The following is a 25,156-nucleotide window of genomic DNA, read 5'->3' as shown; positions in this document are numbered from 1 at the left end:
ATCCGTACTTCTGCTTACAGTACCTCGAACAGGCCAGCCGCGCCCATGCCGCCGCCGACGCACATGGTGACGACGACATGCTTGGCACCGCGGCGCTTGCCTTCGATCAGGGCGTGGCCGACACAGCGCGCGCCGGTCATGCCATAGGGGTGGCCGATGGAGATCGAGCCGCCATTGACGTTGAGCAGCTCATCGGGAATGCCGAGTGTGTCGCGGCAATAGAGCACCTGCACGGCAAAGGCTTCATTCAGCTCCCAAAGGCCGATATCGTCCATTTTCAGGTTGAAGCGCTCAAGCAGCGCCGGGACGGCATAGACCGGGCCGATGCCCATTTCATCGGGCTTGGTGCCAGCGACCGCCATGCCAACATAGCGGCCAAGCGGGGTGAGGCCGCGCTTCTCAGCCACCTTGGCTTCCATAACGATAGAGGCAGAAGACCCGTCGGAAAGCTGGCTGGCGTTACCGGCGGTGATGGTCTTGTCGGGGCCGAGCACCGGCTGCAGTCCCTGCAGGCCTTCCAGCGTCGTCGTAGGGCGGTTGCCCTCATCCTTGGTGATGGTGACTTCCTGCTCGGAAACCTCACCGGTTTCCTTGTTCTTGTACATCATCTTTGTGGTGACGGGGACGATCTCGTCGTCAAAATGACCGGCCTCCTGGGCTGCCGCGGTGCGCATTTGCGACTGCAGCGAATATTCGTCCATGACGTCGCGGCTGATCGAATAGCGGTCGGCGACAACCTCGGCGGTTTCCAGCATCGACATATAAATGTCGTTATGCATCGCCACCAGTTCCTTGTCCGGCGAAATGCGCATTTCCGGGGTCTGCACCAGGCTGATCGATTCCTGGCCACCAGCGGCGACAATATCCATATTGTCGACAATCACCTGCTTGGCGGCGGTGGCGATGGACATCAGGCCGGATGAGCATTGCCGGTCAATGGTCATGCCGCTGACCGAGATCGGCAGGCCCGAGCGCAAAGCCACATTGCGCGCCAGATTGCCGCCCTGTGTGCCTTGCTGCAGCGCGCTGCCCCAGACACAATCCTGTACCTCGCCGCCTTCGACACCGGCGCGCTCGATCGCGGCGGTCAGCGAATGGCTGCCCAGGGTCGGGCCAGCGGTGTTGTTGAACCCGCCGCGATAGGCCTTGCCGATCGGGGTGCGGGCGGTGGAAACGATAACTGCATCACGCATGGGGAATTCTCCTTGGGTTCCGTGCCTCCGATGAAGCGGAGGGGCTTAACAGATTAAACGAAAAACTGGCTGATCCATTCGGCGATCAGTGCCGGCTTGTCCTCGCCCTCGATCTCGACGGTGAATTCGAGTGTCTGCTGCCACTGGCCGGGGCGCTTTTCCTCGAGGTCGAGCAGCTTGAAATGGCCGCGGACGCGCTTACCCGAGCGCACCGGGGCAAGAAAGCGGGTCTTGTTGCCACCATAGTTGACGCCCATTTTCACGCCTTCGACGCGCGGACAGTCGGACCTGGCCATCATCACCGGGAACAGGCTGAGGCTGAGAAAACCATGGGCGATGGTGCTGCCAAAGGGGGTCAGTTTCGCCTTTTCCTCATCGACATGGATGAACTGGTGGTCACCAGTGGCATCGGCGAATTTGTTGATCATCTCCTGGTCGACCAGAATCCACTCCGACGATCCGAGCTGGTCGCCCTTTTTGTCCAGCATTTGCTGCGGCGTGATGGCTGTCATGATGGCGTCCTCTTGCTATTGGCTCTTGCTGTTGGTTTTATCGTTGCACATTGCAACTCTAGTGCCGCACAAAAGGCATGGGCGCAAGGCTGGCCGGGCGATTTTTACCGATGTCGCGCGGCCTGTTGGCCGTGCCGTAGCGTGAATAGAGATTGTCTTGCCATGGCCTGTCCGATAGCCTGCCTGTCATGGCGTGGTTGGCGAAATATCGGTCGGCAAAACTCCTGCTGATTATCGGCGTCGCGGCTTCTGTGCTGCGGCTGCTCCTCGATAGCAGCTATGCCACGACAGCTTTGGTCTATGTCGCCATTCCGGCATTGATTGCGCTTGCGCTGATCGTCTTTGTCGACCCCTATGAAGGGCATTCGGAACACCGCAAATTCTGGTTCTTCATGCTCGATTCGCTGATCGTCATGCTGGCGACTTCGGCATTGCTGATGGAAGGGTTTATCTGCGTCATAATGTTCATGCCGATCTATTTCGGCATCGGCCTGCTCGCCTATATTTACAAGCGGATCAGGGGCGATTTCAGGGTGGATAGCCAGGAAGATCTGGCGCAGCGCTTCAAGGTCAATGCCTGGCTTGCGCTGCCATTGCTGCTGCTCTCGGTCGAAGGGGTGGTGCCGCAGACCAGCTTTGAACGCTCCAACAGCATTACCCGCAGCCGGGTGATCGATGCCAGTAGCGCCGACATCATCAGGCATCTCAATCATCCGATGTACTATTCCGGCGACCGTGGCTGGCTGATCTCGATTTTCCCTCAACCTGTGCGCACCGAAAATCCGGGCCTTTATCCCGGTGCCATTCACAGCCTGCATTTTGTCTATAATCGCTGGTTCGTCACCAACACCAAACATGGCGAAATGCATGTGCGCATCGATGAGGCATCGCCGCAGCGGATCCGCACCAGCATATCGCGCAATGACAGCTATCTGGGCAGCTATATCGATATTCGCGGTACCGAGGTGAATTTGCGACCACTAGACGGTGATCGCACCGAGGTGCGCCTGACAATACGCTATGAGCGCACGCTCGACCCCTATTGGTATTTCCATCCGCTGCAGAAAATTGCAGTGGAGCAGAGCGCCGATTATCTCCTGGCACAGATTATCGATCCTGCGGGGCAGCAATGATCGTCGATGCAAGCGATGAAGGCGCAGACGCCAGTGCGGGCAGGGTGCGCTGGAGCGCAACCAAGTCACTCTGGTTCACCGGCCATGCGCTGGTCTGGATGGTGCTAGGCTCGCTATATTTCAGCTGGAGCGCGGTCGCGCTGTTTCTCCTTACATCGGCGATAACCCTGTGCGCCGGCCATTCGCTGGGAATGCACCGCAAGTTCATTCACAACAGCTATCAATGCTCGCAATGGCTGGAGCGTCTGGGTGTCTATTTCGGCACCCTGGTGGGACTGGGCGGGCCGCGATCCATGCTGTTCACCCATGATGTCAGGGATTGGGCGCAGCGACAGCCCGAATGCCATCCCTTTCTGGCGCATCAGTCGGCCATGCTGCGTGATTTCTGGTGGCAGCTGCATTGCACATTGTCGCTGACACATGAACCCCGGATCATCTGGCCATCATCGCTAGCGCGCAGCAGCCTTTATGACTGGCTGCAGCGCACATCGATGCTCCAACAGCTGCCTTGGGCGCTGCTATTCTATGGTCTGGGTGGCTGGGGCTGGGTTGCCTGGGGCATTTGTGGTCGCATCACCATATCGATATTGGGGCACTGGCTGATTGGCTATTTCGCCCACAATCAGGGGCATCGCAGCTGGCATGTCGAAGGCGCGGCGGTGCAGGGCCATAATGTGCATTACACCGCACTGATCACCTTTGGCGAATGCTGGCACAACAACCATCACGCTTTTCCCGGTTCGGCAAAGTTGGGGTTGTTGCCGGGGCAATGTGATCCGGGCTGGTGGGTGCTGTGCTTTCTGTCCCGGCTTGGTCTGGTGTGGGACATGAAGGTGCCGGAACGGCTCGATGAAGTGAGAGATCTGTCGCGCAAGTCCCGGCCGGACACCCGATCCGAGCGTGCTAATCCTCTGCCGAGTGGAAGGTAAAGCCGTCCTTGGGATAGGGCATGATCATCGTGCCATCGGGGGCGGCGGTAAAGGTTGTCTGGGTCGGATAGGCGAACTCCAGGCCTTCCTCGTTGAACCGCTGCAATATCTCCAGCCCGATATCATGCCGCTTGTTGTACACCACCTCATAGTCACTGCTGTAGATATCGAACTCGACCTGAAAGTCGATCGAACTGTTGCCGAAACCGACAAAGCCGGAGCGCACGAATTCGGCACCATGTTTTTCGACAATCGAGCGCAACAATGCAGGTATTTCCCGCGCCTTTTCCGGCGGCGTCTGGTAAATCACGCCAATGCCATAGCGGGTCCGGCGCCGGTCGAGCCGGGTATAGTTGATGATTTCCTTGTCGAGCAGATTGCTGTTGGAAATGATGACCTCTTCGCCGAAAATCGACCGCAGCCGCGTGCTTTTCAGGCCGATTTTCTCGACCTTTGCGACGGTATTGTCATAGCCGATAAAGTCGTTCCGCCGGAAAGGCTTGTCAAAGATAATCGCAAGCGCCGCAAAGAGCTCTTCGAACACGCCCTGTGCGGCCAGACCGATGGCGATGCCACCGATGCCGAGGCCGGCTATCAGGCCGGTGACGTTGAAGCCCAGATTGTCGAGCACCACGATGGTCGCAACGCTGAACACCGCGACGGTGACCAGAATGCGGATCAGGGTAAGCGCATTGGTGAGTGTTTCCGAGGCTTCATCGCTGTCGCCGCCATTGGCGCGGCGCTCGATCAGGCCAAGGGCAATTTCGCGCAGCCATATCGCCGCCTGAAAAACGGCGGCAATGGTGAAGAGAATAGTGATCAGTCGTTCGATCGGTTCAGGCGTTTCGGCAAAGCCGGTGACCAGACGGATCGACACCAGCAGCTGGAACAGCCGCCCGGTCTTGCCCAGGGTACGAGCGATGATTGCCGGCATGGATAGCCTGTCGTCACGGCTTCGCGCAAAGTTGAGCGCGCGGCTGCGGACAAAGCCCAGTGCCATATAGATGGCAGTGCCAATGGCAAAAGCGATCAGTATCTCGGTGCTGTGGGTGGTGGCCCAGCCTTGCGTCTTCACCCATGTCCGCTGCAGTACATTGGGGTCGAGCGCGCTGGAAAGCGCCGTGGTGGAGCCGGTGTCGGACGCGGAAAGCATGGCCGCCACCTAGTCAGTCAGTTTACAACTTACAACCCCCAGCCGCCAGTGCCCGGCCCGCATCCTGCCTATTCCGCCGGTTGCGCCAGCTTGCGTGTACGCTCCTGCAGCGGCCGGAATGCGGCCTCCTTGCGGCGCCGGGTAAGATAGGTGTCGAGCCCGATCTGCATCGCCACCAGCATGTAGATAAATGGCTGGAAGGCGATGCCGACAAACATCGATCCGACAAGATAGATGATCTGCCCATTTTGCAGCGCCAGCGCGAAGGGCGCTACCCATTCCTCGCCGGGCTTGTGATCCTTGCTGTAGCGTCTTCGAATCATCTCCATGCGGAACAGTCCGCCCACCATGATACCAAGCCACAGCGCAAGTCCGGGAAAGCCCTGCTCGCCCAGCATCTCGAAATAGCTGTTGTGATAGGCGCGGGCCTCATCGACATATTCTTCCACCTCGATCGCGGTGCGCGAGCCGGTTTCGCGGGTTTCGACCTTTTCGACCTTGAGGCTGTTGCCGCGATAGGCTTCAAAACCACCGCCAAAGGGCCGGTCCTTCACATAGTCCAGCGTCCACATCCACACCGCGACCCGGGTCGATGCCGATTCATCGGCGCGGTGATCGCCAATGGTCGCCATCCGGTCGGTATAGCTTTGCGGCAGTAGCGGCAGCGCCATGATGCCCACCGCGACCGCCAGCCCGGCATAGACGAAGCGATAGCGGTTGAAGCGCAGCATCAGCACCGCCAGTGCCCCGGCGCATAGCAGTCCGGTGCGGGCCTGGGTGCCTATCGGGATTAGCAGGCAGGCAAAGACCAGCGCATAGGCGAAGACCTTGACCCGGATATCGGGCACGAACACCGTGCCATATTTGGCTAGCCACAGCACCAGCGGAATGACGGTGATCGCGACGGTGGAGATGATCGAGCCTTCATAAAGCCCGCTATTGTCGTCGATCAGCAGCTGCAGCACGCCATAGCCGCCGCCTCCGGCAGCGGTCTTGATGCCGCCGGTAATGATCAGCGTGCCCACCGAAAGCACCATGAACAACGCCAGCGCCTCGAGCCGCAATTTGGTGCGCAATGTCAGCGGCAGGAAGATGGCGAACACCAGGGCCTTCCACACCCAGTCCCATTTTTCCGCCGCCTCGGCGGGGAAGTCGGCGATATTATTGGTGGTGTAGTAGCAATAGACCAGCAGCAGCACCATCATTGTCTGGCGGATGGAGAAGCGGCTGTCCTTCTTGTCATCGGCTATCCAGTAGCCGAGAAAGGCGAGGCCAAAGACGATCAGCGAGATCGGGATCGAATTGAGCAGATAATAGCTCATCCGCTGCGGCGCGATGATGTCGATATAGACATAGGTCAGCACGAACAGGAACGGCCGCTTGAAACCATAGGCGATGAGAAGGCCGAGAAAGGCAGTGAAGAAGATATCGCGCACCGGATCAGTCCCGACTGTCAGTCATGGCGGGGTTCTTGCCGCGGTTGCGATGAATGTTGAAGCCGCTGGGGACGGTATCGCGCTCGGGCGGGTCTTCCTTGTCCAGATCATCGCGATGGATGATCCGCCAGCCCGCCAGCGCGATCAGCGCATGGGTCAGTAATATGGAAAACGTGTCTATCATGTCCGCCTTAATCGCCGTTCCCGCCCGGAACAGCATCACTGTGCCGCACTTGCCGGGCAATAGCGCATCGCGGTTGATGACGCGTTAATCAAATTGCGTCATAAGCGCCATCCATGGCGACCCGCATATTGCATATACTCGACCACAGCCTGCCGCTCCATAGCGGATATTGCTTCCGTACAAGGGCGATCATGAAGGCGCAGATCGCTTCCGGGCTGGAGGTTGCCGGGGTGACCGGAGTGCGTCACAGCCGCAACCTGCCGGCCGGGTCGACGCCGCCCGACAGCCATGAGATCATCGATGGGCTGGACTTTTTCCGCACTCATGGCGATGCAACCGGGCCGTCGCCGCTGCGCGAATGGCGCGAGACCGGGCTGTTGGCCGGGCGTATCGCCGAGGTTATCGAGGAATGGCGACCGGATGTTCTCCATGCCCATTCACCGGCGCTGAATGGTCTGGCCGGGCTGCGTGCGGCACAGCGCAGCAATTTGCCGCTGCTCTATGAGATTCGCGCCTTTTGGGAGGATGCCTCGATCGGCAATGGTACTGGCAGCCGCCATTCGGCACGATACTGGATGACGCGGATACTGGAAAACCATGTGATCACCGGCGCCGATGCGGTGGCGGTGATCTGCGATGGATTGCGCCGCGACCTGCTGGCGCGTGGTGTGGTCGCCGATGACCGGCTGGTGGTGGTGCCCAATGGCGTCGATATGGCATTATTCGGCACACCGCCCGCACGCGATGATGTTCTGGCCGCTGAGCTGGGGCTGGATGCTGGTACTGCACAGCGTCCGGTAATCGGCTTTATCGGCAGCTTTTACGATTATGAAGGGCTGGATGACCTGATCGCAGCAATGGCGCATCTGGCGCAGCGCCAGCCACAGGCGCAGTTGCTGCTGGTCGGGGGTGGTCCGATGGAAGCCGCGCTCAAGGCGCAGGCGGCGTCGTCGCCGGTGGCTGCCAATATGCATTTTACCGGACGGGTGCCGCATGACCAGGTCGAACGCTATTACAGCCTGATCGATATATTGGCCTATCCGCGCAAGGCGATGCGGCTTACCGATCTGGTCACACCATTGAAGCCACTCGAAGCCATGGCGCAAAACCGGCTGGTCGCTGCTTCGGATGTTGGCGGTCACAGGGAACTGATCGAGCATGGCCGCACCGGAACACTGTTCCGTGCCGATGATCCGGTCGATTGTGCCCGCGCGCTGGGGGATCTGCTGGAAAACCGCGACATCTGGGATGCGCGCCGCGCAGCCGCGCGCAGCTTTGTCGAGACAAAGCGCAACTGGTACAGCAATGTAGAGCGTTATCTTCCCGTTTACCAAAAGCTGTTAGGACAAACCGTCGACCCGGATGTGCACCGGGCAGCATGATATGTCCCAGCGTGGTTTCCTGAGAGACCGGGGCACAGGGACCGATGGGGTTAAAGAGTTATGGCGAATAATATTGCCGACATGTTTTCACGGGCTATCGAGCGCTTCGGTGCCTTGCCGATGGCCGCAATTGCCGGGGTTGCCATCGGCGCGGTGACACTGGTTATCCATAATAGTGTCTTTGAGAGCATCATATTGGCGGTCGGCCTGAACGAGCTGATCCCTGCTGCGGCGCCGCCGCTGGGCCTGACCGCGCGGATTGCCATAGCAGTGGCGACGGCGCTGTTCGTCACGGGCATTTGCGCCATCATGTTTTCATCCTGGGATGACAGCGATGAAGACGAGGATATGGATGATCTTTACGAGAATGTCGTCGAAATCGGTGATGACATGCCGCGCCCTGGCCTGGCTGAGCGGCTGCGTGCGATATTGCCGTTCAACTATGGCGGTGATGACGGCGAGGTGCGTGAGCTTGATGACCTGCCGCGCATGCGTCGTGCCGATAGCCATCCCGATGCGCCTGCGCGCGCGCCGCTGCTGGCGGGCCGCGATCTGGCTGCAAAGGAACCGGAAAGGGCCAACACCGCACCAGCTTTGGCGGGTGAGGATGACAGCCCGGTTGACAACAAGTCGGCCCGGCGCGACCGGCTGAAAAATCTGTTGCCGCTCGAGCTTCTGCGCAGCGATGCGGTCTCTGGTGGAGATGAGCCGCTGGTCGCCAAGCGACGCCTCGACAAAGATAGCGCCGGTGACATAGCGGAATCTGTGACCGAAGCGGAAGTGGATGCCGAGAAAGTGGCGGACGAGAGTTTCACCGAACTGCCACCGGCGACTGCCGGGGAGGATGTTAGCGACGCAGCGTTACTTGCGGCAGCGCTGGCCCATGCCGACAGCGTGGAAAACCCCGGTGACGATGAATACGACGACCATGATGTCTATTATGACCATGATGAATATGACGATGCGGTGCCCGAATGGGAGACACCCATCGCCGAGACATCGGGCTTTGTCGGGGACATCGACGCCGAAGAGGTCGCGCTTGAAGAACCCGTCAGCGACGACATGGCAGAAGCCGCTGAGGACGAAGTCGAGCCGCCACTGGCTGAGCTCAGCATTGATGCTCTGATCGACCGGCTCGAGCGCGGGCTTGACCGTCTGGCCGCAGGCCGGGCGGAACAGGTGATCGAGAAGGTTCCGGCCATTGCCACCATCGCTCCGGTTGCGCCGGTCGCAGAAGAAATCGCCGCGCCGGAGGAGCCGGATGCCGCTCCTGAACCGATGCCGGTATCGCTGGTATCGCCGATGGAACAGGCCTTTGAGCCTGAGGATGAAGCGGTGGCAGAGGTTACCTATGACGCTGTGCCATCGGCAATGGATGAGGAGGCAGCCTCCGCTGGAGCTGAAACCGCCGATGTGACACCATTGAACCAGCCCGAAGATGTCGATGCGGCGCTCAAGGCGGCGCTCGAAACGCTGCGCCAGATGACCGACAAACAGCGCAACGCCTCTTAAGGCTGGCTAGAGATCCTCATCTTCCAGGCTGAGCAAGCTGGCATTGCCACCGGCGCTGGTGGTGTCGGTGGAGGTTACCCTTTCGGCGCAGAAACGCGGCAGATAATGTGGTCCACCCGCTTTTGGACCGGTGCCTGACAGGCCTTCGCCGCCAAAAGGCTGGCTGCCGACAATGGCGCCAATCATCGAACGGTTGACATAGAGATTGCCAACGCTGGCACGGGCCTCCACAATGGTCGCAGCGCGCGCTACCCGGCTGTGAAGCCCCATGGTCAGACCAAAGCCCTTGGCGTTGATCCGGTCTACGGTTTCGTGCAGCTTTTCCGCTTCCCATGTTGCGACATGGATGATCGGACCGAACCATTCAGTGTCGAGATCATCCATCGCGTCGAGCGCGATCAGGGTCGGGGGCACAAACAGCCCGGTTTCGGGCACATCCACCGTCTTGATAATCCGGTCGGAGACACTGTCCCGATAGGTCATCAACCTGTCATAGGCGGCCTGGTCGATCACCGGGCCAACATCGCTGTGCGGATCGCCGGGGTCGCCCACCACCAGCGCATCCATCGCGCCCTTGAGCATGGTCAAAGTCCGCTCGGCAATATCCTCTTGCAGCAGCAGCAACCGCAACGCCGAGCAGCGCTGTCCGGCGGACTGAAAGCCGGAAATGACGACATCGCGCACCACCTGTTCGGGTAGTGCGGTGGAATCGACGATCATTGCGTTAAGCCCGCCGGTCTCGGCGATCAGCGGCACGATCGGGCGGTGATCATCGGCAACCAGCGCACGGGCAATCGCCTTGCCCGTGGGTACCGATCCGGTGAACGCGACCCCGGATATGCCATGATGATCGACCAGTGCTGCGCCTTGTTCCGCACCGCCGACGAGCAATTGCAGCACATGCTGCGGAACCCCTGCTTCATGCGCCAGCTTCACGGCATAAGCGGCGATGCGCGGCGTTTGCGGTGCTGGCTTGGCGATGACACAATTGCCACTGACCAGCGCAGCCGTGACCTGCCCCAGAAAGATCGCCAATGGGAAATTCCAGGGCGCGATACAGCCCCATATGCCACGCCCGCTCATACGCAGCATATTCTGCTCACCGGTGGGGCCGGGCAGTTCGACCGGCTGCAGCGTGCGGCGCGCCTCGGCGGCATAATAGCGGCAGAAATCGACTGTCTCGCGCACTTCACCCAGTGCATCGGGAATGGTTTTCTTCGCTTCGTTGACCGCCAGAGCCATAAGTTGCGGGCGATGCTCCTCGAGCAGACCGGCCAGCCGTTCGAGACAGGCAGCGCGATCCTCCACCGGCATCCTGTCCCAGCCATGAAAGGCTGATTGCGCGCGGTCGACCAGCATGTCGACATCGCTTTCATCGGGCATGGTGATTTCAGGGGCATTGGCGACTTCTCTCGCAGTGTGCGCCAAGATCAGCCGGTCGTCGAGATCGATTCCGCTGGAATTGCGTCGCTCCGGCCCGAACAGCTCGACCGGCAACGGGATCGCCGGATGGCGGGTGCCGCCGGTCTCCAGCACATATTCGACCGGATCGGCCAGCAGTTCATCGACGCTCATACTGTCATCGGCGAGCTGATGCACAAAGCTGCTATTGGCGCCGTTCTCCAACAGGCGGCGGACGAGATAGGCGAGTAGATCGCTATGACCGCCCACCGGCGCATAGATGCGGCAATGATAGCCTTCGTCGCGCACCAGCCGCTCATACAGACCATCACCCATGCCGTGCAGCCGCTGAAATTCGAAATCGCGGCGATCACCGGCCCAGGTCAATATGGTGGCGATGGTGCGCGCATTATGGCTGGCAAAGGCCGGCTCGATATGGCTGTATTCGAGCAGCGCCCTGGCACAGGCAAGATAGGAGACATCGGTCGCCGGTTTGCGGGTGAACAGCGGATAGTCGGAAAGCCCATGCTCCTGGGTAAACTTGATCTCGCCGTCCCAATAGGCGCCCTTGACGAGCCGCACCTTGATCTTTTCGCCCGCTTCCTCGCCCAGCGCATTGGCCCAGCCGCACACCGCCAGCGCCCGCTTGGAATAGGCCTGTACCGCCATGCCCAGGCCATCCCAGCCGTTAAGGCTCTGCTGGCGGCGCACCCCGGCAATGACGTCGAGACTCATGATCAGCCGTTCCGATTCCTCGGCGTCGATGGTGAGGGCAATATCATGCTTCGCTGCCTTTTCGGCCAGCTCGGTAACGCGGTCGATCAGCACTGGCAGGCAGCTATCCGACTGAGCGGCCTCATAACGTGGGTGCAGCGCCGACAATTTGACCGAGACGCCATGACCTGATTGCGGTGCGCGGGCAATGGCCTCGATCGCGCCGGCATAGGCCTCGAAATAGCGCTGCGCATCTTCATGGGTACGTGCGGCCTCGCCAAGCATGTCGAAGCTGGCGGTGAAGCCGCGATGCTGTTTGCGGTCCATCCGCACCAGGGCTTCATCGATGGTGCGTCCCATGACGAAAATCTCGCCCATCAGCCGCATCGCCGCGCCTACAGCCTGGCGCACAAAGGGTTCGCCGGTGCGATTGATCAGCCGCTTGAGCATAGAGGCGTTTGCGCTCTCGCCGACCACCGCACGGCCCAGTACCAGGCCCCAGGTGGCGCTGTTGACCAATGTGCTGGCCGATTTGCCGCTATGCGCGCGCCAATTGGCGCTGCCGATCTTGTCGGCAATCAGCCGGTCGGCGGTCTCCGGATCGGGGACACGCAGAAACGCCTCGGCCAGCGCCAGCAGGGCCACACCCTCGGCTGTGGACATGCGATATTCCTGCAGGAACTGGTTGACCCAGCCGCCCGACTGGGCGCTGCGCAGATCGGCGAGCAGCGCATGGGCGCTGTTCAATATCGCGTCTTCCTCGCCGGGATTGTCGGTCTTGGCGATGGCCACCAGCGGGGCCAGCACCTCATATTCGGGCAGGCGGTGCAATCGGCGCATTTCGGCACGGGCATCGTCGATAGAGGCGATAGGCGGGATGGCATTGTGCATCGGCATGTCACTTCATCACAAGGTTGGCGCGGCGGACAGTGAGCGTCCGTGCCAACATGATCCAGGGGAGGTACGGAAAAGACCATGAGGGTCCACCGAAAGATGCCAGACCCTATCGCATTTTCGCTTTTTGCGGCCAAGCAAAACATGCATCATGGCCGCGAAAAATCCACCTTCCGGTTGAGCTTATGCACACAGCCTTTATGGGGAAGCGATGCGCCGCATTCTCGCCTGCCTTTCGCTGATCATCCTGCTCGCGCCAGGCACATTTTTGCGCACCGAGCCAGAACCTCCGAATGATTCCCAGGAGATATCGCTGGTGCCGGTGGCACTTAATCCGCTCAAACCGGCGCAACGCCGTATCGGCGCGCTCGATTATATTGCAGGCTGGGAGCTGCGCAGCCGCAATTCGCGCTTTGGCGGCATATCATCGATGCTGGTTGAGCCGGGCAGCCGTATATTGGCGTTATCCGATGGCGGCACATTGTTCAGCTTTGCGTTGCGCCAGAGCAGCGGCTTTGCCGATAGCGCTGCGGCTGATGCCGATGGCGGCTGGAGCGACTTTATCGCCCCGCTTCCGGGTGTCGATGGTGAGGATCGCAACAAAGCCTATCGCGATGCCGAATCGCTGGTGCGTGATCCGGAAACCGGACGTTTCTGGGTCGGATTCGAGGATAGCAATCGCATCGTCCGTTATGGCGCCGGGCTGGCCCGGGCAGAGACCGGTTACCGCCCCGAGGCTATGCGCGGCTGGCCAAGCAATAGCGGCGCCGAGGCGATGGTGCTGCTCGGCAGCGCCCGCTTTCTGGTGTTTTCCGAGGATCAGGAATACGGACCCGGTGTGACCGAGGCATTGCTGTTCATCGGCGATCCTGCCGACCCCGAGGCGCAGGCCATCCGCTTCGGCTATCGCCCGCCCATCGGCTATAACATCACCGATGCGACGCTGCTGCCCGACGGCCGTCTGATTATTCTCAACCGGCGGTTCACCGTGCTTGAAGGGGTGTCGGCGCGGATTACCGTGGCCGATCCAGCCGACATTGCGCGCGATGCGGTGCTGGAAGGGCGGTTGATCGCAGGCATCGATCCGCCTTTGACCGTCGACAATATGGAAGCCATTGCGATTACCAGTGAAGCGAGTAGCGATGACCCGGACGCTGGCGAGGACATCATGGTGTGGATCGCCTCGGACGATAACTTCAACACGGTGCAGCGCAGCCTGTTGATGAAATTCCGCCTTGATCTGGAGCGACTCGATTCGGGTGAGACATTCCGCCCCGGCCTGTCATCGATCGAGTGAAGCGAGCGCTGCCAGTGGATACGAAAAAGCCGCACGAAAACAGAAGTTTCCATGCGGCGATCACGTTTGAGTGTCTGCTCTCAAGCGAGCAGGCTGTGCCCTGGTTCAGGCGGCAGCGGCTTTTTTCAGCTCTTTCTTGACCTTGACGGCACGTGCGGAAAGCTTCTCGTCGGAAGTCTTCAGCAGCCAGTTATCGAGGCCACCGACATGCTCGACTGAACGCAGGCCAGCAGCCGATACGCGGAACTTGAAGCTGCGCTCCAGCTTGTCCGACATCAGCGTGACATTCTGCAAATTGGGCAGGAATACGCGCTTGGTCTTGTTGTTGGCGTGGGACACATTGTTGCCCACCATCCGGCCCTTGCCGGTCAGTTCGCAGATACGCGACATCGTCTCTATCCTGTATATCAAGAATCTCTGGAAAGCGCGCGACATAGCCATGTTGGCCTCAACCGTCAACGACAAAGCGCTTTACAAGGCATGATTCATGCGGTCTAGCGCCCAGCATGCCACGCAGCAAACCCGGAATGTTCATGGATCAGGCGCTGGAACAGGCACGCGCGGCGATGCAGATCGGCGAAGTGCCGGTCGGGGCGGTTGTGGTGCGCGATGGCGTTGTCATTGCGACCGGCCATAACCGTATGCGCATGGACAATGACCCCACGGCGCATGCCGAGATGGTCGCCATGCGTCGTGCCGCAGCCAGCCTCGGTACATCCCAACTTATCGATTGCGACCTGTGGGTAACGCTGGAGCCCTGCGCCATGTGCACCGGGGCCATTGCCCATGCCCGTATCCGCCGGCTTTATTATGGTGCCAGCGACCCTAAAGGCGGGGCAGTGGAGCATGGCCCCAGATTGTTCAGCCAGACGACGCTGCATCACAGGCCCGAGCTTTATTCCGGAATTTCCGAAGAGGAAGCTGCGGCTTTGCTCAAGACGTTTTTCGCAGACAAGCGCTAATGTCGCAGCCTTAGGTGCATAATGCGGCGCGGGCTTCGCTTTCGACTATTTGCATCATGTGTTGCCACGGACCGGGGCCATGGCTGATACGCGCGACGCCAGTTTCGGCAAGGCGATTTCTGTCGACCATGTTGGGCAGCCTCATCACATTGACCGGGAGAGTCGATTCTCGGCAAATGGTTTCCAGCATTGTTTCGTCCGCCAGTCCGGGAACGAAGAAACCATCGGCGCCAGCCTCGGCATAGGCTTTCACCCGGGTCAAAGCCTCATCGGACATGGAATCGCTGTCGAGCGATGCGCGCCCGGCATCGAGCCAGATATCGGTACGCGCATTGATGAACAGGGCGACACCTTCGGCGTCGGCGGCCTTGCGGACGGTTGCGATACGCCCGGCCTGTTCGGCAACAGAATAGAGCGCGGCCTGATTGATCTGCTGGTCTTCAAAATTGATGCCGACAACACCGGTAGCAATCAGCCGGCGGACATTCTCCGACAGCGTGCTGCCGCCATCGGCATAGCCTGCCTCGAAATCCACCGTCACCGGAAGCGACACTGTATCGCAAATCTGCCGGCTGGTGGTCAGCACGGCATCGAGCGGAAGTACCTGTCCATCCGCATAGCCCTGAGCGCTGGCGACCGAAAAGCTGCCGGTGCCAATGGCCTGTGCCCCGGCCCGCTCGACCGCCAGTGCCGAGCCGGCATCCCATATGTTCCATAATGTGACCGGATTACCGGGTATGTGCAGGCTTCGAAACGCCTGGGCCTTGTCATTCTGCTCTGTCATGTCTGTCTCCCTTGTCCGACAGATAGCCGTGCATCAGAAAATGCTCGTCCCGAAACTTGTCATGAAAGCGATTTCAGTCTCATTCATCGCCAAAACGCGGATAATCGCGTCCGGCATAAAGATGGTCCTCGCCGGTGCGGGTCATATCGCCGATAAATTCTGCCCAGACGCCGCCGGGATTCCAGATGGCCTGCATCCGGGTTCGTGCATCGGCTTCCGAAAGCAGCCCTGTTTCCTGATCATATCTGTAGAAAAAGGCGCTGACCCGCGCATTGACGATACAGTGCACATGCACATGGTCGTGCGCATGGCTGTCCATGGCTCGGCGAAACCGGTCATAATCGCTTTGCCGAGGGGTATCGAAGGCAACCGGGATATGGATATAATTCAAGCCGAGACCGGCGCAGATAGCGGCTTCGTCCTTCAGCGATCGCGGATGGTCATGCGGCGCCAGATTGATGATGGTGGTAACGTCGGCGGCTTTTAGCGCCGTCAGTTGCGCGGCACTTGGCTGACCCGATGTGGTGATTTTCTCGCGCAATCGCAGAAAGTTGAAGATGCCCTCGGTCTCGCCGGTTACCTCCTGTCGTCAAAACGCGATCAATTCGCGGCCAATCAATGCACGAAGCGTGTCACCACATCGCGATAGGAGCGCGATACCTTTACCTGGGTGCCCGATTCAAGAATCAGGAAGCATTCGCCATTGGTGTGCGGTTTGACCTGGCGCACCTGGTCGAGATTGACGATGGTCGAGCGGTGCACCCGCTGGAAGTTTTTCGGGTCCAGTCTTTTTTCCAGATCCTTCATCGTCTCGCGCAGGATCAGCGAATTGTCGGCAGTGTAGATGCACATATAGTCGCCTGCGGCATCGATGCGCTCGATAGTATCGACATCGACGCGGAAAATCTGACCGCGATCCTTGACGTTGATCAGCTTCTCATAGCGGCTGGGTGGCAGTGCATCCTCTGATTGCTCGAGTTCCTCAGCTGCCTCGGGTGCCACTTCGTTGAGCAGGCCACGCAGCTTCTCGGCTTCGTCGCGCACCCGCTTGTCGGCGAGCCGTTCGCGAATGCGATCCAGCGTATCGGCCAGCCGGTCCTTGTCCACCGGCTTCATCAGATAGTCGACCGCCTGAGTCTCGAAGGCGCGCAGTGCATGGTCGGAATAGGCGGTGACGAACACGATCAGCGGCGGCTCAATGTCCATAATGCCCTTGACCACGGAAAAGCCGTCAAAGCCCGGCATCTGGATATCGAGAAAAACGAGATCGGGCTTGAGTGTCTTGATCTTGCGGATCGCCTCGCGGCCATTGGTGCAGGTATCGACAATCTCTATATCTTCAAACTCGGCCAGCCGGACTTGCATGCCCTGGATCGCCAGTTTCTCGTCGTCGACCAATATCGTTCGTATCGTCATTGCCTATTCTCTCTTGCTCGCGTCGCTCTTGCTCGCGTCTTGCCTGTTCGCGTGTTTCTGCCGGCAGCTCGATAATCACGGAAAAACCGTTCTGACCGGGTGAGGAGCGTATCTGGAACATATGGTCATCGCCATAGGCCTGCGCCAGCCGGTCGCGGATATTCGTCAAACCGACGCCGGTGGAGCTTACTGCGGTACCCAGCTCGTTCCCCGGAGTGTTGTCATTATGCACACCCGGACCGGTATCGGAAACGGTAATACGCAGCTTCTCGCCGTTTATCCGGGTTTTGACCGTGATATCGGCGCCTTCTTCCAGGGGGGTGACAGCATATTTGATCGAGTTTTCTACCAGCGGCTGGAGCAGGAGCGAGGGCATCAGCGCCTCGCGCGTCTCTTCCTGAATGTCGAATTTCGGACGCAACCGCTCCTCGAAGCGCATTTTCTCGATGTCGAGATAAAGCTTCAGCGTTTCCACCTCCTGCGCCACGGTGACCCGGCCGGTAGGCTCGTTGACCAGTGTATAGCGCAGAAACGAGGATAGCCGCGACAGCATGGCATTGGCCGGCTCGGTCTCCTTGAGCAGCACCAGAGTCGAGATGCTGTTCAGCGTGTTGAACAGGAAATGCGGGTTGAGCTGGTAGCGCAGCATCGCCAGCTGGGCGCTGGTCGCCTGACTTTCCATGCGCTGCAGCTGGTCGGCGCTCTCCTCTACCTGAAGGAAGAAGTTGATGGCGTAATAGAGCGCCGACCAGGCACCGAGCAGCATCAGATCGAAGAAGAACGTGCCGAGCAGCAGCGCGGTAAAGGCGGTATCGCTGTCCTGGCGATAGAGCGAAATCACCCAGGCATCGATAAAGGTGTAGAGGATCACCGCGACGAATAGCGACAGGATCGACAGGCCCCAGGTAATGATCGGCTTGCGATTCATCAGCGAGCGATAGACCACCGCCAGGATCAGCGAGATCGAATAGCCGGCGATGGTGTTGACGACGACAATGGCAAGGAAGCTGATCGGCTGGCCATTGGCGATACCGCCCACGGCGCGCAACAGCATCGCACCGATCCAGCCGGCGAACTGGAGATTCCAGAAGGCGCGGTTCTTGTTCGCAAAGAACGGGGTAGGCTTGATCGGAACAATGGCCATGGCTGAGCAAATAGGGGGTTTTGGTTTGCGAGGGAAGTGGTGTTGCGTCCTGCGCCCCGATCATTGCGACGATCCCGTTGGATGGCTGGGGTTTTGACAGCAGACAAAGTCATGATAGCCTGTTGCCAGAGCAGAATGAAAATGCAGGAGAGAATGATGGATGATGCAGCCTTGACCGGCGATGCGGTGCCGGGCGCAACCGACGATCATGACGGCCATGGCGATGCGGAACACGCAAAATTCCCCGAAATGAAACAGGGTACCCAGGAAGACTGGGCCATCATCGCCGGGCATTTCCGCCCCTTTGCCGCCAAGGTCGCCGACAGGGTGCTCGATCATTTGCGGCTGCTTGATGGAGACTATGGCGGTTTCCCGGTTGACCGGCTGGAACACAGCCTGCAGACCGCGACCCGCGCGCATCGCGACGGGCGGCCGGAGGATTATGTGGTGATGGCGCTGCTGCATGACATTGGTGACACGCTGGGCAGCTATAACCATCCCGATGTCGCCGCTGCGATCATCAAGCCCTTTGTCAGCCCGGAACTGCACTGGATCACCGAGAAGCACGGCATCTTCCAGGGCTATTATTTCTTCCATTATCTCGGACAGGATCGCGATATGCGCGAGACTTATCGTGGCCATGAGCATTTTCAGGCCTGCGCCGATTTCTGCGAGAAATATGACCAGGCCGCATTCGATGCCAGCTATGACAGCGCGCCGCTGAGCTTTTTCGAGCCGATGGTGCGACGGGTCATGGAGAAGCCGATCAACTCGGTTTATGCTGACTAGAGACCCAATAACCGTCATTCCGGCTAGCTCGCTTTTCTAACCAAATCGGAGATTTGGAGAAAACCGGCTTCCGGAATGACGAAGCGGAGATATCTGTTTTTAATCGATCTCTGCGCCGCCGCTGATCAGCAGCGGTGGTGGCAGCAGGCCGTTGGCATCGCGCCGGGTCCGGGCCATGGCGGCGATTTCCTCTTCGAACAGCGCGACCCGCTTGCGCCAGCGATAATGTGTCGGCGCCGAGAAAATGCCCTTGCCAAATCGCTTGCCATAATGGGTCCAGAAACGGATTGCGCCTTCAGGGTCGAAACCGGCATTGGCCATCAGCCAGACCGACAGCCGGTCGGCCTCGATCTCGGTCATCTTGATCGCCTCGGCATCCTTGCCGAGCGGTCCGAACACACCGCCATCAATGCCGGCGGCGTCGAGCTTGTCGGGATGCCTCAACAGATTGTGCGCGATTTCATGCGCCAGCACCGCCGCCAGTTCATCGTCATCGCGTGTCAGCTCGGCCAGCCGCGAAGTGATGGTGACCAGATCGCCATCGGTCGAGGCGTCGCGCTTTTTCGACGGTGCAATCTGGAAGCGCGAACGGCAAGTTCTAACCGGTAGTAACGGCGAGAGCCTTGCCCATTGCGCCTTGCCTGCCGCGTTGCCCGGTAACCACACGATATCCTGTTCGGCCTGCTCGAAACGCCGTTGCAGCATCGCTTCGAGCGCCTGCAGATCACCCAGCGTTTCGGGTGCTTCGCGCACGGCGTCACCATTTTCCGGATCAAGCGGGTCGGCATGGCGGGTAAAGGCGATATTGTCGCCGACCGACAGGCCGAGTCCGGCCGCCGGGCTGTCGGGCGCGATTGCGGCGATCCCGACATAGCCTTCGCGCAGCCCATAGGCGCGCTTTGCCTTGTCCTTGTCGCCATAGCTGGCGAGCAGATGCAGCTGCCATCCGACATGCCACATCCGCTTGTGGCAATAGGGCATATTGGCGCGTAGCAGCCGGTAGCTGACGCTGGTCACCCGCTGGTCAAGCCGCCGCAGGGCAATATAGGGCGCAAGGTCGCGGGGTATTTCGACGGTATCGCCGGCAATTTGCGGCGATTGTGCCTGTGCATCGGCGATAGAGACCGCTTGGCCGGCCAGTGCCAGCAACCCGGCCAGCATCAACGGGCAACCGATGACCGATCTGGCGGCGCCCGGGATGCGCCCCGGTTCAGCCACCTGCCGAACGGCTGGCCCGCACTGCGGCAATGGCGGCCTTGAGCTGGTCATAGCCGACCGCGCCATTGAAGATCTGGTTGCCGACGACCCAGCTAGGCGTGCCGGTAAATTCAAGCTGCTGTGCCATGCGGATATTGTTCTCGATCTCCTGTTGTGCCTCGGCGCTGGCGGCAAAGCTGCGCGCGCTGCTCAGGTCGAGATTGGCCTTGCGCGCGGCGGTTTCGATGGTGGTCGAGGAGGGACGACCGACATCGAACATTGCGGTGTGGAAATCATAATAACGGCCCTGCTTGGCGGCTGCGAGCGCCATGCCGGCGGCATCGCCGCTGGAATCGGAGAGGATCGGCAGTTCGCGAAACACCACCTTGAGGCCGGGGTCTTCCTCGATCAGCCGCGCCACGTCACTGACGCTCTGGCGGCAATAGCCACAGGCAAAATCGGAAAATTCGACCAGTACGACATCACCATCGGGATTGCCGGCAAAAGCCTGGGCGAAGGGCGTTTCGATCTGCTGCCGGATGCCCTCGATACGGGCCATGGCCTGCTTCTCGCGCAGCCGTTCGACCGCTTCGGGGATGATCTCCGGATTGTCGAGAATATATTGCCGGATAATGTCCTCGAACGCCGCCTGTTCCTGCTCGCTGATACCGGCGGCACGTGCGGTCTGATCGGTATCGGACGAACCGCCCGATCCGCTCTGCCAGAAAAACACCCCTGCGGCGGCGGCAACCGCCAAAACAGCACCACTGGCCATAATTACCCACTTTCCTTGAGAATTGTCGTTGCCGCTCGAGGCGGTTGATGCAGCATTTTTCGGCATGAAGACTCCGCTTGTTCAGCCGCTTAGCGGCGTCGGCCCTGGCGTTCAAGGGCATCGCGTGCAAGCAGGGAGATATCCTGTGCCCGGATCCAGTCGGGGGTATATTCGGGCAGCCCGGCCATGGCGATGCCCGCATGGCGCATCGCCAGCGGCGCATTGCCCTGAAGCACATAGCGTTCGGCGCTGGCCAGAGATGCGCGCGGTTCATCGCCCTGCTGCGCATAGACCACGCCGAGCTGATACCAGGCAAAGGGGTTGCGTGCATCGCGCGCTACCGCTGCCTTGAGCACCCGTTGTGCCTCTTCGAGATGGTCGGGATTCTCGGTGGCGATCAGTGCATGGCCGAACAGCCCGGCGATCAGCGAGTGGTTGTTGGTCAGATAGGTGGCACGCCGCAGCGGCTCGACCGCCTGTTCGGGGCGACCGCTTTCGAGCAATATCTGGCCGTGCAGCTCAAGGAAATAGGGGTCGTCGGGGTTAAGTGCCAACAACTCCCTGGTTTCGTTCAGCGCTTTTTCGGGATAGGCGCTTTTGTGCCAGGCATAGGCACGGGCATAGCGTCCGGGAATGCTCTCATCATATTCGGGATAGTCGCGCAGTGTGAGGCGCGGTTCGAGAATATAGCCTTCCAGCTTGGCCTTGACCCGTTTGAAACGCCGCTCAATATCCTGATCCAGCGGCTTGTCCCAGGCCGCATCCTTCTCATAGATATCCTGCAATGTAGTCACACGCTCGCCCGAGAGCGGGTGGGTACGACCGAAGCTGTTATCTTGCGGGATGGCGAGGCGGAATTCCAGATTTTGCAGCTTCTTGAAGAAGTTGATCGATCCACGACCGGTCATCCCCGCCTGCGACAGATATTTGGCACCGGCGACATCGGCTGCGGCTTCTTCTGCCCGGGTATGCGCGAGGAACTGGTTCAACGCCGCTTGCTGGCCGAGGCCGAAAAGTCCGAGCCCGGCTTCACCCGCGCCGGCAGCAATGGCAGCCGCACCGAGAATGAGACTCAAAATACTGATATTGCCAGCCTTGCCGCCTGCTTCGGAGCGGGTAATCGAATGGCCCAGCGCAATATGGCCAAGCTCATGCGCGATCACGCCCTGCACCTCATTGGCGGTATCGGCGGCGCGGATCAGGCCAGTATGGATGTACACGTCCTGGGTGCCGGCAACAAAAGCGTTGATCGAGGGGTCATTGATCAGCACGACATTGACATTGCCGGGCCTGAGGCCAGCGGCGATGATCAGGTCGCGCGACATATCCTTCAGTAATTCTTCGGTTTCGGCATCGCGCAGGATCGATTGTGCCTGCACCGGCTGGATCATCAGCGCGGCCATGACCAGCAGCGCCAGGATCCTGGCTGCCCATAAATGGCCGCGTTGCAACCATTGTTTCGGCCAAGCGCCAACGGCACGCACAGCGACGCGCATCATCTCGGGTGATGTGTGAGCCGACAGCGCTCTACGATCGATCATGCCGTGCACCTTTGATGATGTCGCATGAACCGACGCTGAAACGCCAGCGCTGCCCGGAGTGCGACCTGCAGATATGATATAGGAAGTCGGCGCCGCTGGCAAAAGGGTGATCGGTCAGCTGCCGGTCGCGCGGGTCTCAAGCGCGGCAAGGAAGTTGTGCGACGCCTGTTTCAGATTGTCTGCTTCTTGTTCCAGATTACCCATGACCGAACGCATGTCGTCGGCAAGACAGCGAATTTCACGCGACGCTTCGGCCATATTCTCGGTGTCGCAGCGGACATTATCGGCTTCCTGGGCGACATGGCCGACATTGCGGCCAATATCCTGCGTCGCGTTGGATTGCTGGGTGATCGCGCTGGCGATCTGCCCTGCGCCATTGGCCAGCTGGTCTATCTCGCCGGTGATGTCGGCGATGCTGTTCACCGTCTCGCCGACATTGCTCCGCATCGCCTCGACCTTCTCATTGACCGAGCCAATGGCATTTTGCGTCTGCGCCGCCAGATTCTTGACCTCATGCGCGACGACCGCAAAGCCTTTGCCCGCCTCACCGGCACGCGCTGCCTCGATCGTGGCGTTGAGTGCGAGCAGATTTGTCTGCTGCGCAATGGTCTCGATAACCGTCGCCACCTCACCGGTGCTCTCGGCATGGCCGCTCAGGGCATGGACCTTATTCTGCCCCTGCAGCGAGGCTTGGCGGATATTCTGTGCCGCCTGGCTCTGTTCATTCGTCTGGGTAAGGATTTCCTCCGCCGCAGCGGAAAGCTGGCTGACAGCACTTGCGGCGGACTGCACCGCATTGCTGACATTGGTGGTACGCTCATAAACGGTCTTGGCGCGATTCTCGGCATCGGATCCGATGCGATGGATATCGGCAGTGGTGGTGGCCAGCATATCGATGGCCTTGGTCAGCGCGGTAACGGTGCGACCGACACTGGTTTCGAAATCGCGCGACAGGGCCTGGCGTTCGCGTTCGCGGGCGGCAAAATGCTCCAGCCGCTCCTGCTCGACAATTTCCGCCGCTTCGATCTTGCGGCTGGATTCGAGCGCGATGCGCTCGGCCTCGCTGGCAGCCTTGGCGGTTTCGGCGGCGGCGAGCTCCTCCGCCTGCGCCACCGAGCGCGAAAAGGAGTTCCACTGCATCATCAGGACTCGCCACAGCGAAAAGATGAACATCACGAATAGCGGGTAAAAGATTATCGGCAGGCTGATCCGGCCGATATACAGCGAGAAAGCAAAGCCTGTGGAGACGCTGGCCAGCCAGATCATATTGATCAAAGGTGACTTGAAATAGCATAGCGACCCCATAGTGACGATGGCCACTGCTACCGCCATTGTCATGGCATGGATCGCGCTATCGTCGGACTGGAAGAATCCGGCGAATATCGCACTCCACCCCCATGCGGTGATGATCACCATGGCAACGAACATGGTGCCGAAAACGCGATAGCCTGCCTGGTCATCGGCCATTGCCTTTTGCGACTGCAGCAATGCCCAGTGCAAGCGCAGAAAGATGAGACTGGTCAGCGAAACGGTGGTTGCACCGGCGAGGATAAAGCCGCCGCCAACGGAATCATGGAACAGTAACGACAGGAGGGCCATCAGCACGATGACAATGGGGGACACAGCGACCTGTCCCTGGCTGGTGCCGATCAATTCCACCCGTGCCAGCCGCGCATTCCGTTCGCTGTCACCGCGCAATGGCTGGACAATATCGCGGACGATATTGCGCTGATGCGCAAACACATCGTCCAGAAATGTCTTCCACATGGGCCTCGAGCCTCACCAATATTGCACTGCCGGTCCCGACAAATACTAGGAAATCATGGTAAAGGAGAGGTTAATGGGTCAGCGCTTTGGTGCCGCTTTTCTTCTGCGCCAAATCGCCCGCAAGGCCTTGCGACGGATCGAGCACCGAGCGGAAGAAATCATGGCTGTCTTCAAGCACCGGGGCGCGGTTACGAAACGGACGCGACACTGCCATGATGATGTCACTGTGATCGACGCCATCATAGCCAATATAGCGCGATTGCCCGCCAGTTGCTTCCATGCGCGCTTGCAGGGCCTCGCTGTTGCGCGGTCGTACGGTGGTGTCTTCGGTGCCACTGAGCAACAACAGCGGCGGGGCATCGGCACGGGCAAAACTGATCGGCTGGGTCGCCTCGGGATCGGGCGCTTCACCGAAGCTGTTCTGCGCCGCTTCCGAGGTGAAGGGGTAAAAGTCCGCCGGTCCTGCAAGCGACGTTACGCCCCGGATGATATCGGTATTCTTGCCATGCGCCGCGAGCCATTGCGGATCGAGAGCGGCCATCAGCGCATTATAGGCACCAGCCGAATGGCCAGCGATGACAATAGACCCGGGATCGCCACCATGATCGGCGATATTGTCATGCGTCCAGGCAATGGCTGCGGCGGCATCGCGCGCCATCTCCGGAAAACGCACATCGGGGTAGAGGCGGTAATCGGGCAGCACCACGATATAGCCGAGTTCAGTATAGGCGCGGGCAAGAAAACCATATTGATGCTTCTCGCCAAAATACCATGAGCCGCCATAGAAAAAGACCAGCACCGGCAGCGACGCATCAGGCGGTGTGTCAGCAGGGGTCCAGATATCGAGGCTGAGACGCGGGTGATTGGCGAAGGACAGATCCTGCGCCACTTGCACCGCTTTGCTGTTGAGAGAGTATAGCGCATCGGCGCGGTTGAGCTGTTCCGCCCCCGGTCGGCTAAAGAACCATCCCGCCAGTCCGGCGATGGCGAGCAGCAGGGTGGTGAATATGATCCAGCGCATCGGTGTCTCCTGGTAAGTGA

Annotated in this window: 23 protein-coding genes; 7 read left to right on the top strand and 16 right to left on the bottom strand. The window is 59.9% G+C overall.

All coding sequences use genetic code 11. The annotated features are described in order from the left end of the window. Positions 1-14: 14 nt before the first annotated feature. Both AAFX04_10005 and AAFX04_10000 read right to left on the bottom strand, forming a co-directional pair. Positions 15-1,193 (bottom strand): acetyl-CoA C-acyltransferase, encoded by a 1,179-nt coding sequence (locus AAFX04_10005; protein MEO1045761.1) that lies wholly within the window; start codon positions 1,191-1,193, stop codon positions 15-17. A 53-nt stretch (positions 1,194-1,246) separates the two neighbouring features. Beyond that, the gene (locus tag AAFX04_10000; protein ID MEO1045760.1) at positions 1,247-1,705 is read right to left on the bottom strand and encodes a MaoC family dehydratase; all 459 of its coding nucleotides are present in this window, start codon (positions 1,703-1,705) and stop codon (positions 1,247-1,249) included. Between the two features lie 188 nt (positions 1,706-1,893). Here AAFX04_10000 and AAFX04_09995 point away from each other — a divergent pair, with 188 nt between their 5' ends. Then, positions 1,894-2,838, top strand: coding sequence for a hypothetical protein (locus AAFX04_09995; GenBank protein ID MEO1045759.1), 945 nt, complete (start codon positions 1,894-1,896; stop codon positions 2,836-2,838). After that, positions 2,835-3,767: an acyl-CoA desaturase gene (locus tag AAFX04_09990; protein ID MEO1045758.1), complete on the top strand. Its 933-nt coding sequence runs from the start codon at positions 2,835-2,837 to the stop codon at positions 3,765-3,767. The genes AAFX04_09995 and AAFX04_09990 overlap by 4 nt, the downstream gene beginning before the upstream one ends. Here the strand turns inward: AAFX04_09990 and AAFX04_09985 are convergent. The 3 genes from AAFX04_09985 to AAFX04_09975 form a co-directional block, all read right to left on the bottom strand. Then, positions 3,742-4,920: a mechanosensitive ion channel domain-containing protein gene (locus AAFX04_09985; protein MEO1045757.1), complete on the bottom strand. Its 1,179-nt coding sequence runs from the start codon at positions 4,918-4,920 to the stop codon at positions 3,742-3,744. The two genes, AAFX04_09990 and AAFX04_09985, sit on opposite strands and share 26 nt — an antisense overlap. A 68-nt stretch (positions 4,921-4,988) precedes the next feature. Then, complete coding sequence (locus AAFX04_09980; protein ID MEO1045756.1) at positions 4,989-6,356, bottom strand: putative O-glycosylation ligase, exosortase A system-associated; 1,368 nt, start codon at positions 6,354-6,356, stop codon at positions 4,989-4,991. Between the two features lie 4 nt (positions 6,357-6,360). Continuing rightward, a complete protein-coding gene (locus tag AAFX04_09975) occupies positions 6,361-6,540 on the bottom strand; it encodes a hypothetical protein (GenBank protein ID MEO1045755.1) in 180 nt (59 codons plus the stop codon). Between the two features lie 113 nt (positions 6,541-6,653). Here AAFX04_09975 and AAFX04_09970 point away from each other — a divergent pair, with 113 nt between their 5' ends. Further along, positions 6,654-7,922, top strand: a complete 1,269-nt coding sequence (locus tag AAFX04_09970) for a TIGR04063 family PEP-CTERM/XrtA system glycosyltransferase (GenBank protein ID MEO1045754.1) — start codon at positions 6,654-6,656, stop codon at positions 7,920-7,922. A gap of 81 nt (positions 7,923-8,003) precedes the next feature. Further along, positions 8,004-9,434 carry a hypothetical protein gene (locus AAFX04_09965; protein ID MEO1045753.1) on the top strand — a complete coding sequence of 477 codons (1,431 nt, stop codon included), beginning with the start codon at positions 8,004-8,006 and terminating at the stop codon, positions 9,432-9,434. Positions 9,435-9,440: 6 nt separating this feature from the next. On the opposite strand, the gene AAFX04_09960 is transcribed toward AAFX04_09965, so the two are convergent. Next, the gene (locus AAFX04_09960; GenBank protein ID MEO1045752.1) at positions 9,441-12,440 is read right to left on the bottom strand and encodes an L-glutamate gamma-semialdehyde dehydrogenase; all 3,000 of its coding nucleotides are present in this window, start codon (positions 12,438-12,440) and stop codon (positions 9,441-9,443) included. 214 nt (positions 12,441-12,654) lie between these two features. On the opposite strand from AAFX04_09960, the gene AAFX04_09955 reads away from it, so the two are divergent. Then, a complete protein-coding gene (locus AAFX04_09955; protein ID MEO1045751.1) occupies positions 12,655-13,740 on the top strand; it encodes an esterase-like activity of phytase family protein in 1,086 nt (361 codons plus the stop codon). A 105-nt stretch (positions 13,741-13,845) separates the two neighbouring features. Here the strand turns inward: AAFX04_09955 and rpmB are convergent, their stop codons facing one another. Further along, positions 13,846-14,130 (bottom strand): 50S ribosomal protein L28, encoded by a 285-nt coding sequence (rpmB, locus tag AAFX04_09950; GenBank protein MEO1045750.1) that lies wholly within the window; start codon positions 14,128-14,130, stop codon positions 13,846-13,848. A 116-nt stretch (positions 14,131-14,246) separates the two neighbouring features. On the opposite strand from rpmB, the gene AAFX04_09945 reads away from it, so the two are divergent. Continuing rightward, positions 14,247-14,702: a nucleoside deaminase gene (locus AAFX04_09945; GenBank protein MEO1045749.1), complete on the top strand. Its 456-nt coding sequence runs from the start codon at positions 14,247-14,249 to the stop codon at positions 14,700-14,702. Positions 14,703-14,712: 10 nt separating this feature from the next. Here the strand turns inward: AAFX04_09945 and AAFX04_09940 are convergent, their stop codons facing one another. The 4 genes from AAFX04_09940 to AAFX04_09925 all read right to left on the bottom strand — a co-directional run bounded on the left by AAFX04_09940 (position 14,713) and on the right by AAFX04_09925 (position 18,046). Beyond that, entirely contained in the window at positions 14,713-15,486 is a 774-nt protein-coding gene (locus AAFX04_09940; protein MEO1045748.1) for an isocitrate lyase/phosphoenolpyruvate mutase family protein, read from the bottom strand. Between the two features lie 79 nt (positions 15,487-15,565). Further along, positions 15,566-16,027 (bottom strand): protein tyrosine phosphatase family protein, encoded by a 462-nt coding sequence (locus AAFX04_09935; GenBank protein ID MEO1045747.1) that lies wholly within the window; start codon positions 16,025-16,027, stop codon positions 15,566-15,568. 74 nt (positions 16,028-16,101) lie between these two features. After that, positions 16,102-16,902: a LytTR family DNA-binding domain-containing protein gene (locus AAFX04_09930; protein ID MEO1045746.1), complete on the bottom strand. Its 801-nt coding sequence runs from the start codon at positions 16,900-16,902 to the stop codon at positions 16,102-16,104. Beyond that, a complete protein-coding gene (locus AAFX04_09925) occupies positions 16,826-18,046 on the bottom strand; it encodes a histidine kinase (GenBank protein MEO1045745.1) in 1,221 nt (406 codons plus the stop codon). The genes AAFX04_09930 and AAFX04_09925 overlap by 77 nt, the downstream gene beginning before the upstream one ends. A gap of 249 nt (positions 18,047-18,295) precedes the next feature. Here AAFX04_09925 and AAFX04_09920 point away from each other — a divergent pair, with 249 nt between their 5' ends. Further along, positions 18,296-18,835, top strand: coding sequence for an HD domain-containing protein (locus AAFX04_09920; GenBank protein MEO1045744.1), 540 nt, complete (start codon positions 18,296-18,298; stop codon positions 18,833-18,835). A gap of 99 nt (positions 18,836-18,934) precedes the next feature. Here the strand turns inward: AAFX04_09920 and AAFX04_09915 are convergent, their stop codons facing one another. The 5 genes from AAFX04_09915 to AAFX04_09895 form a co-directional block, all read right to left on the bottom strand. Beyond that, on the bottom strand, positions 18,935-20,053 hold the full coding sequence (locus tag AAFX04_09915) for a M48 family metallopeptidase (protein MEO1045743.1): 1,119 nt from the start codon (positions 20,051-20,053) through the stop codon (positions 18,935-18,937). Continuing rightward, complete coding sequence (locus AAFX04_09910; protein MEO1045742.1) at positions 20,046-20,807, bottom strand: DsbA family protein; 762 nt, start codon at positions 20,805-20,807, stop codon at positions 20,046-20,048. The genes AAFX04_09915 and AAFX04_09910 overlap by 8 nt, the downstream gene beginning before the upstream one ends. Before the next feature lie 89 nt (positions 20,808-20,896). Continuing rightward, positions 20,897-22,210 carry a M48 family metalloprotease gene (locus tag AAFX04_09905; GenBank protein ID MEO1045741.1) on the bottom strand — a complete coding sequence of 438 codons (1,314 nt, stop codon included), beginning with the start codon at positions 22,208-22,210 and terminating at the stop codon, positions 20,897-20,899. Positions 22,211-22,462: 252 nt separating this feature from the next. Further along, complete coding sequence (locus AAFX04_09900) at positions 22,463-24,115, bottom strand: methyl-accepting chemotaxis protein (GenBank protein ID MEO1045740.1); 1,653 nt, start codon at positions 24,113-24,115, stop codon at positions 22,463-22,465. Positions 24,116-24,185: 70 nt separating this feature from the next. Next, on the bottom strand, positions 24,186-25,136 hold the full coding sequence (locus AAFX04_09895) for an alpha/beta hydrolase (protein MEO1045739.1): 951 nt from the start codon (positions 25,134-25,136) through the stop codon (positions 24,186-24,188). Positions 25,137-25,156 lie beyond the last annotated feature (20 nt).

The organism is Pseudomonadota bacterium, assembly GCA_039818985.1.
In the GTDB taxonomy this organism is placed as follows: Bacteria; Pseudomonadota; Alphaproteobacteria; order Sphingomonadales; family Sphingomonadaceae; genus Alterisphingorhabdus.
This window is presented reverse-complemented; position numbering and strand designations above follow the sequence as displayed.

What these genes read in the sequence shown, in the direction of transcription:
- AAFX04_10005 (MEO1045761.1), bottom strand. Translation starts at nt 1,193, where the DNA reads ATGCGTGATGCAGTTATCGTTTCCACCGCCCGCACCCCGATCGGCAAG.
- AAFX04_10000 (MEO1045760.1), bottom strand. Translation starts at nt 1,705, where the DNA reads ATGACAGCCATCACGCCGCAGCAAATGCTGGACAAAAAGGGCGACCAG.
- AAFX04_09995 (MEO1045759.1), top strand. Translation starts at nt 1,894, where the DNA reads ATGGCGTGGTTGGCGAAATATCGGTCGGCAAAACTCCTGCTGATTATC.
- AAFX04_09990 (MEO1045758.1), top strand. Translation starts at nt 2,835, where the DNA reads ATGATCGTCGATGCAAGCGATGAAGGCGCAGACGCCAGTGCGGGCAGG.
- AAFX04_09985 (MEO1045757.1), bottom strand. Translation starts at nt 4,920, where the DNA reads ATGCTTTCCGCGTCCGACACCGGCTCCACCACGGCGCTTTCCAGCGCG.
- AAFX04_09975 (MEO1045755.1), bottom strand. Translation starts at nt 6,540, where the DNA reads ATGATAGACACGTTTTCCATATTACTGACCCATGCGCTGATCGCGCTG.
- AAFX04_09970 (MEO1045754.1), top strand. Translation starts at nt 6,654, where the DNA reads ATGGCGACCCGCATATTGCATATACTCGACCACAGCCTGCCGCTCCAT.
- AAFX04_09965 (MEO1045753.1), top strand. Translation starts at nt 8,004, where the DNA reads ATGTTTTCACGGGCTATCGAGCGCTTCGGTGCCTTGCCGATGGCCGCA.
- AAFX04_09960 (MEO1045752.1), bottom strand. Translation starts at nt 12,440, where the DNA reads ATGCACAATGCCATCCCGCCTATCGCCTCTATCGACGATGCCCGTGCC.
- AAFX04_09955 (MEO1045751.1), top strand. Translation starts at nt 12,655, where the DNA reads ATGCGCCGCATTCTCGCCTGCCTTTCGCTGATCATCCTGCTCGCGCCA.
- rpmB (MEO1045750.1), bottom strand. Translation starts at nt 14,130, where the DNA reads ATGTCGCGTATCTGCGAACTGACCGGCAAGGGCCGGATGGTGGGCAAC.
- AAFX04_09945 (MEO1045749.1), top strand. Translation starts at nt 14,247, where the DNA reads ATGCCACGCAGCAAACCCGGAATGTTCATGGATCAGGCGCTGGAACAG.
- AAFX04_09940 (MEO1045748.1), bottom strand. Translation starts at nt 15,486, where the DNA reads ATGACAGAGCAGAATGACAAGGCCCAGGCGTTTCGAAGCCTGCACATA.
- AAFX04_09930 (MEO1045746.1), bottom strand. Translation starts at nt 16,902, where the DNA reads ATGACGATACGAACGATATTGGTCGACGACGAGAAACTGGCGATCCAG.
- AAFX04_09925 (MEO1045745.1), bottom strand. Translation starts at nt 18,046, where the DNA reads ATGGCCATTGTTCCGATCAAGCCTACCCCGTTCTTTGCGAACAAGAAC.
- AAFX04_09920 (MEO1045744.1), top strand. Translation starts at nt 18,296, where the DNA reads ATGAAACAGGGTACCCAGGAAGACTGGGCCATCATCGCCGGGCATTTC.
- AAFX04_09910 (MEO1045742.1), bottom strand. Translation starts at nt 20,807, where the DNA reads ATGGCCAGTGGTGCTGTTTTGGCGGTTGCCGCCGCCGCAGGGGTGTTT.
- AAFX04_09905 (MEO1045741.1), bottom strand. Translation starts at nt 22,210, where the DNA reads ATGGCCGCGCTGATGATCCAGCCGGTGCAGGCACAATCGATCCTGCGC.
- AAFX04_09900 (MEO1045740.1), bottom strand. Translation starts at nt 24,115, where the DNA reads ATGTGGAAGACATTTCTGGACGATGTGTTTGCGCATCAGCGCAATATC.
- AAFX04_09895 (MEO1045739.1), bottom strand. Translation starts at nt 25,136, where the DNA reads ATGCGCTGGATCATATTCACCACCCTGCTGCTCGCCATCGCCGGACTG.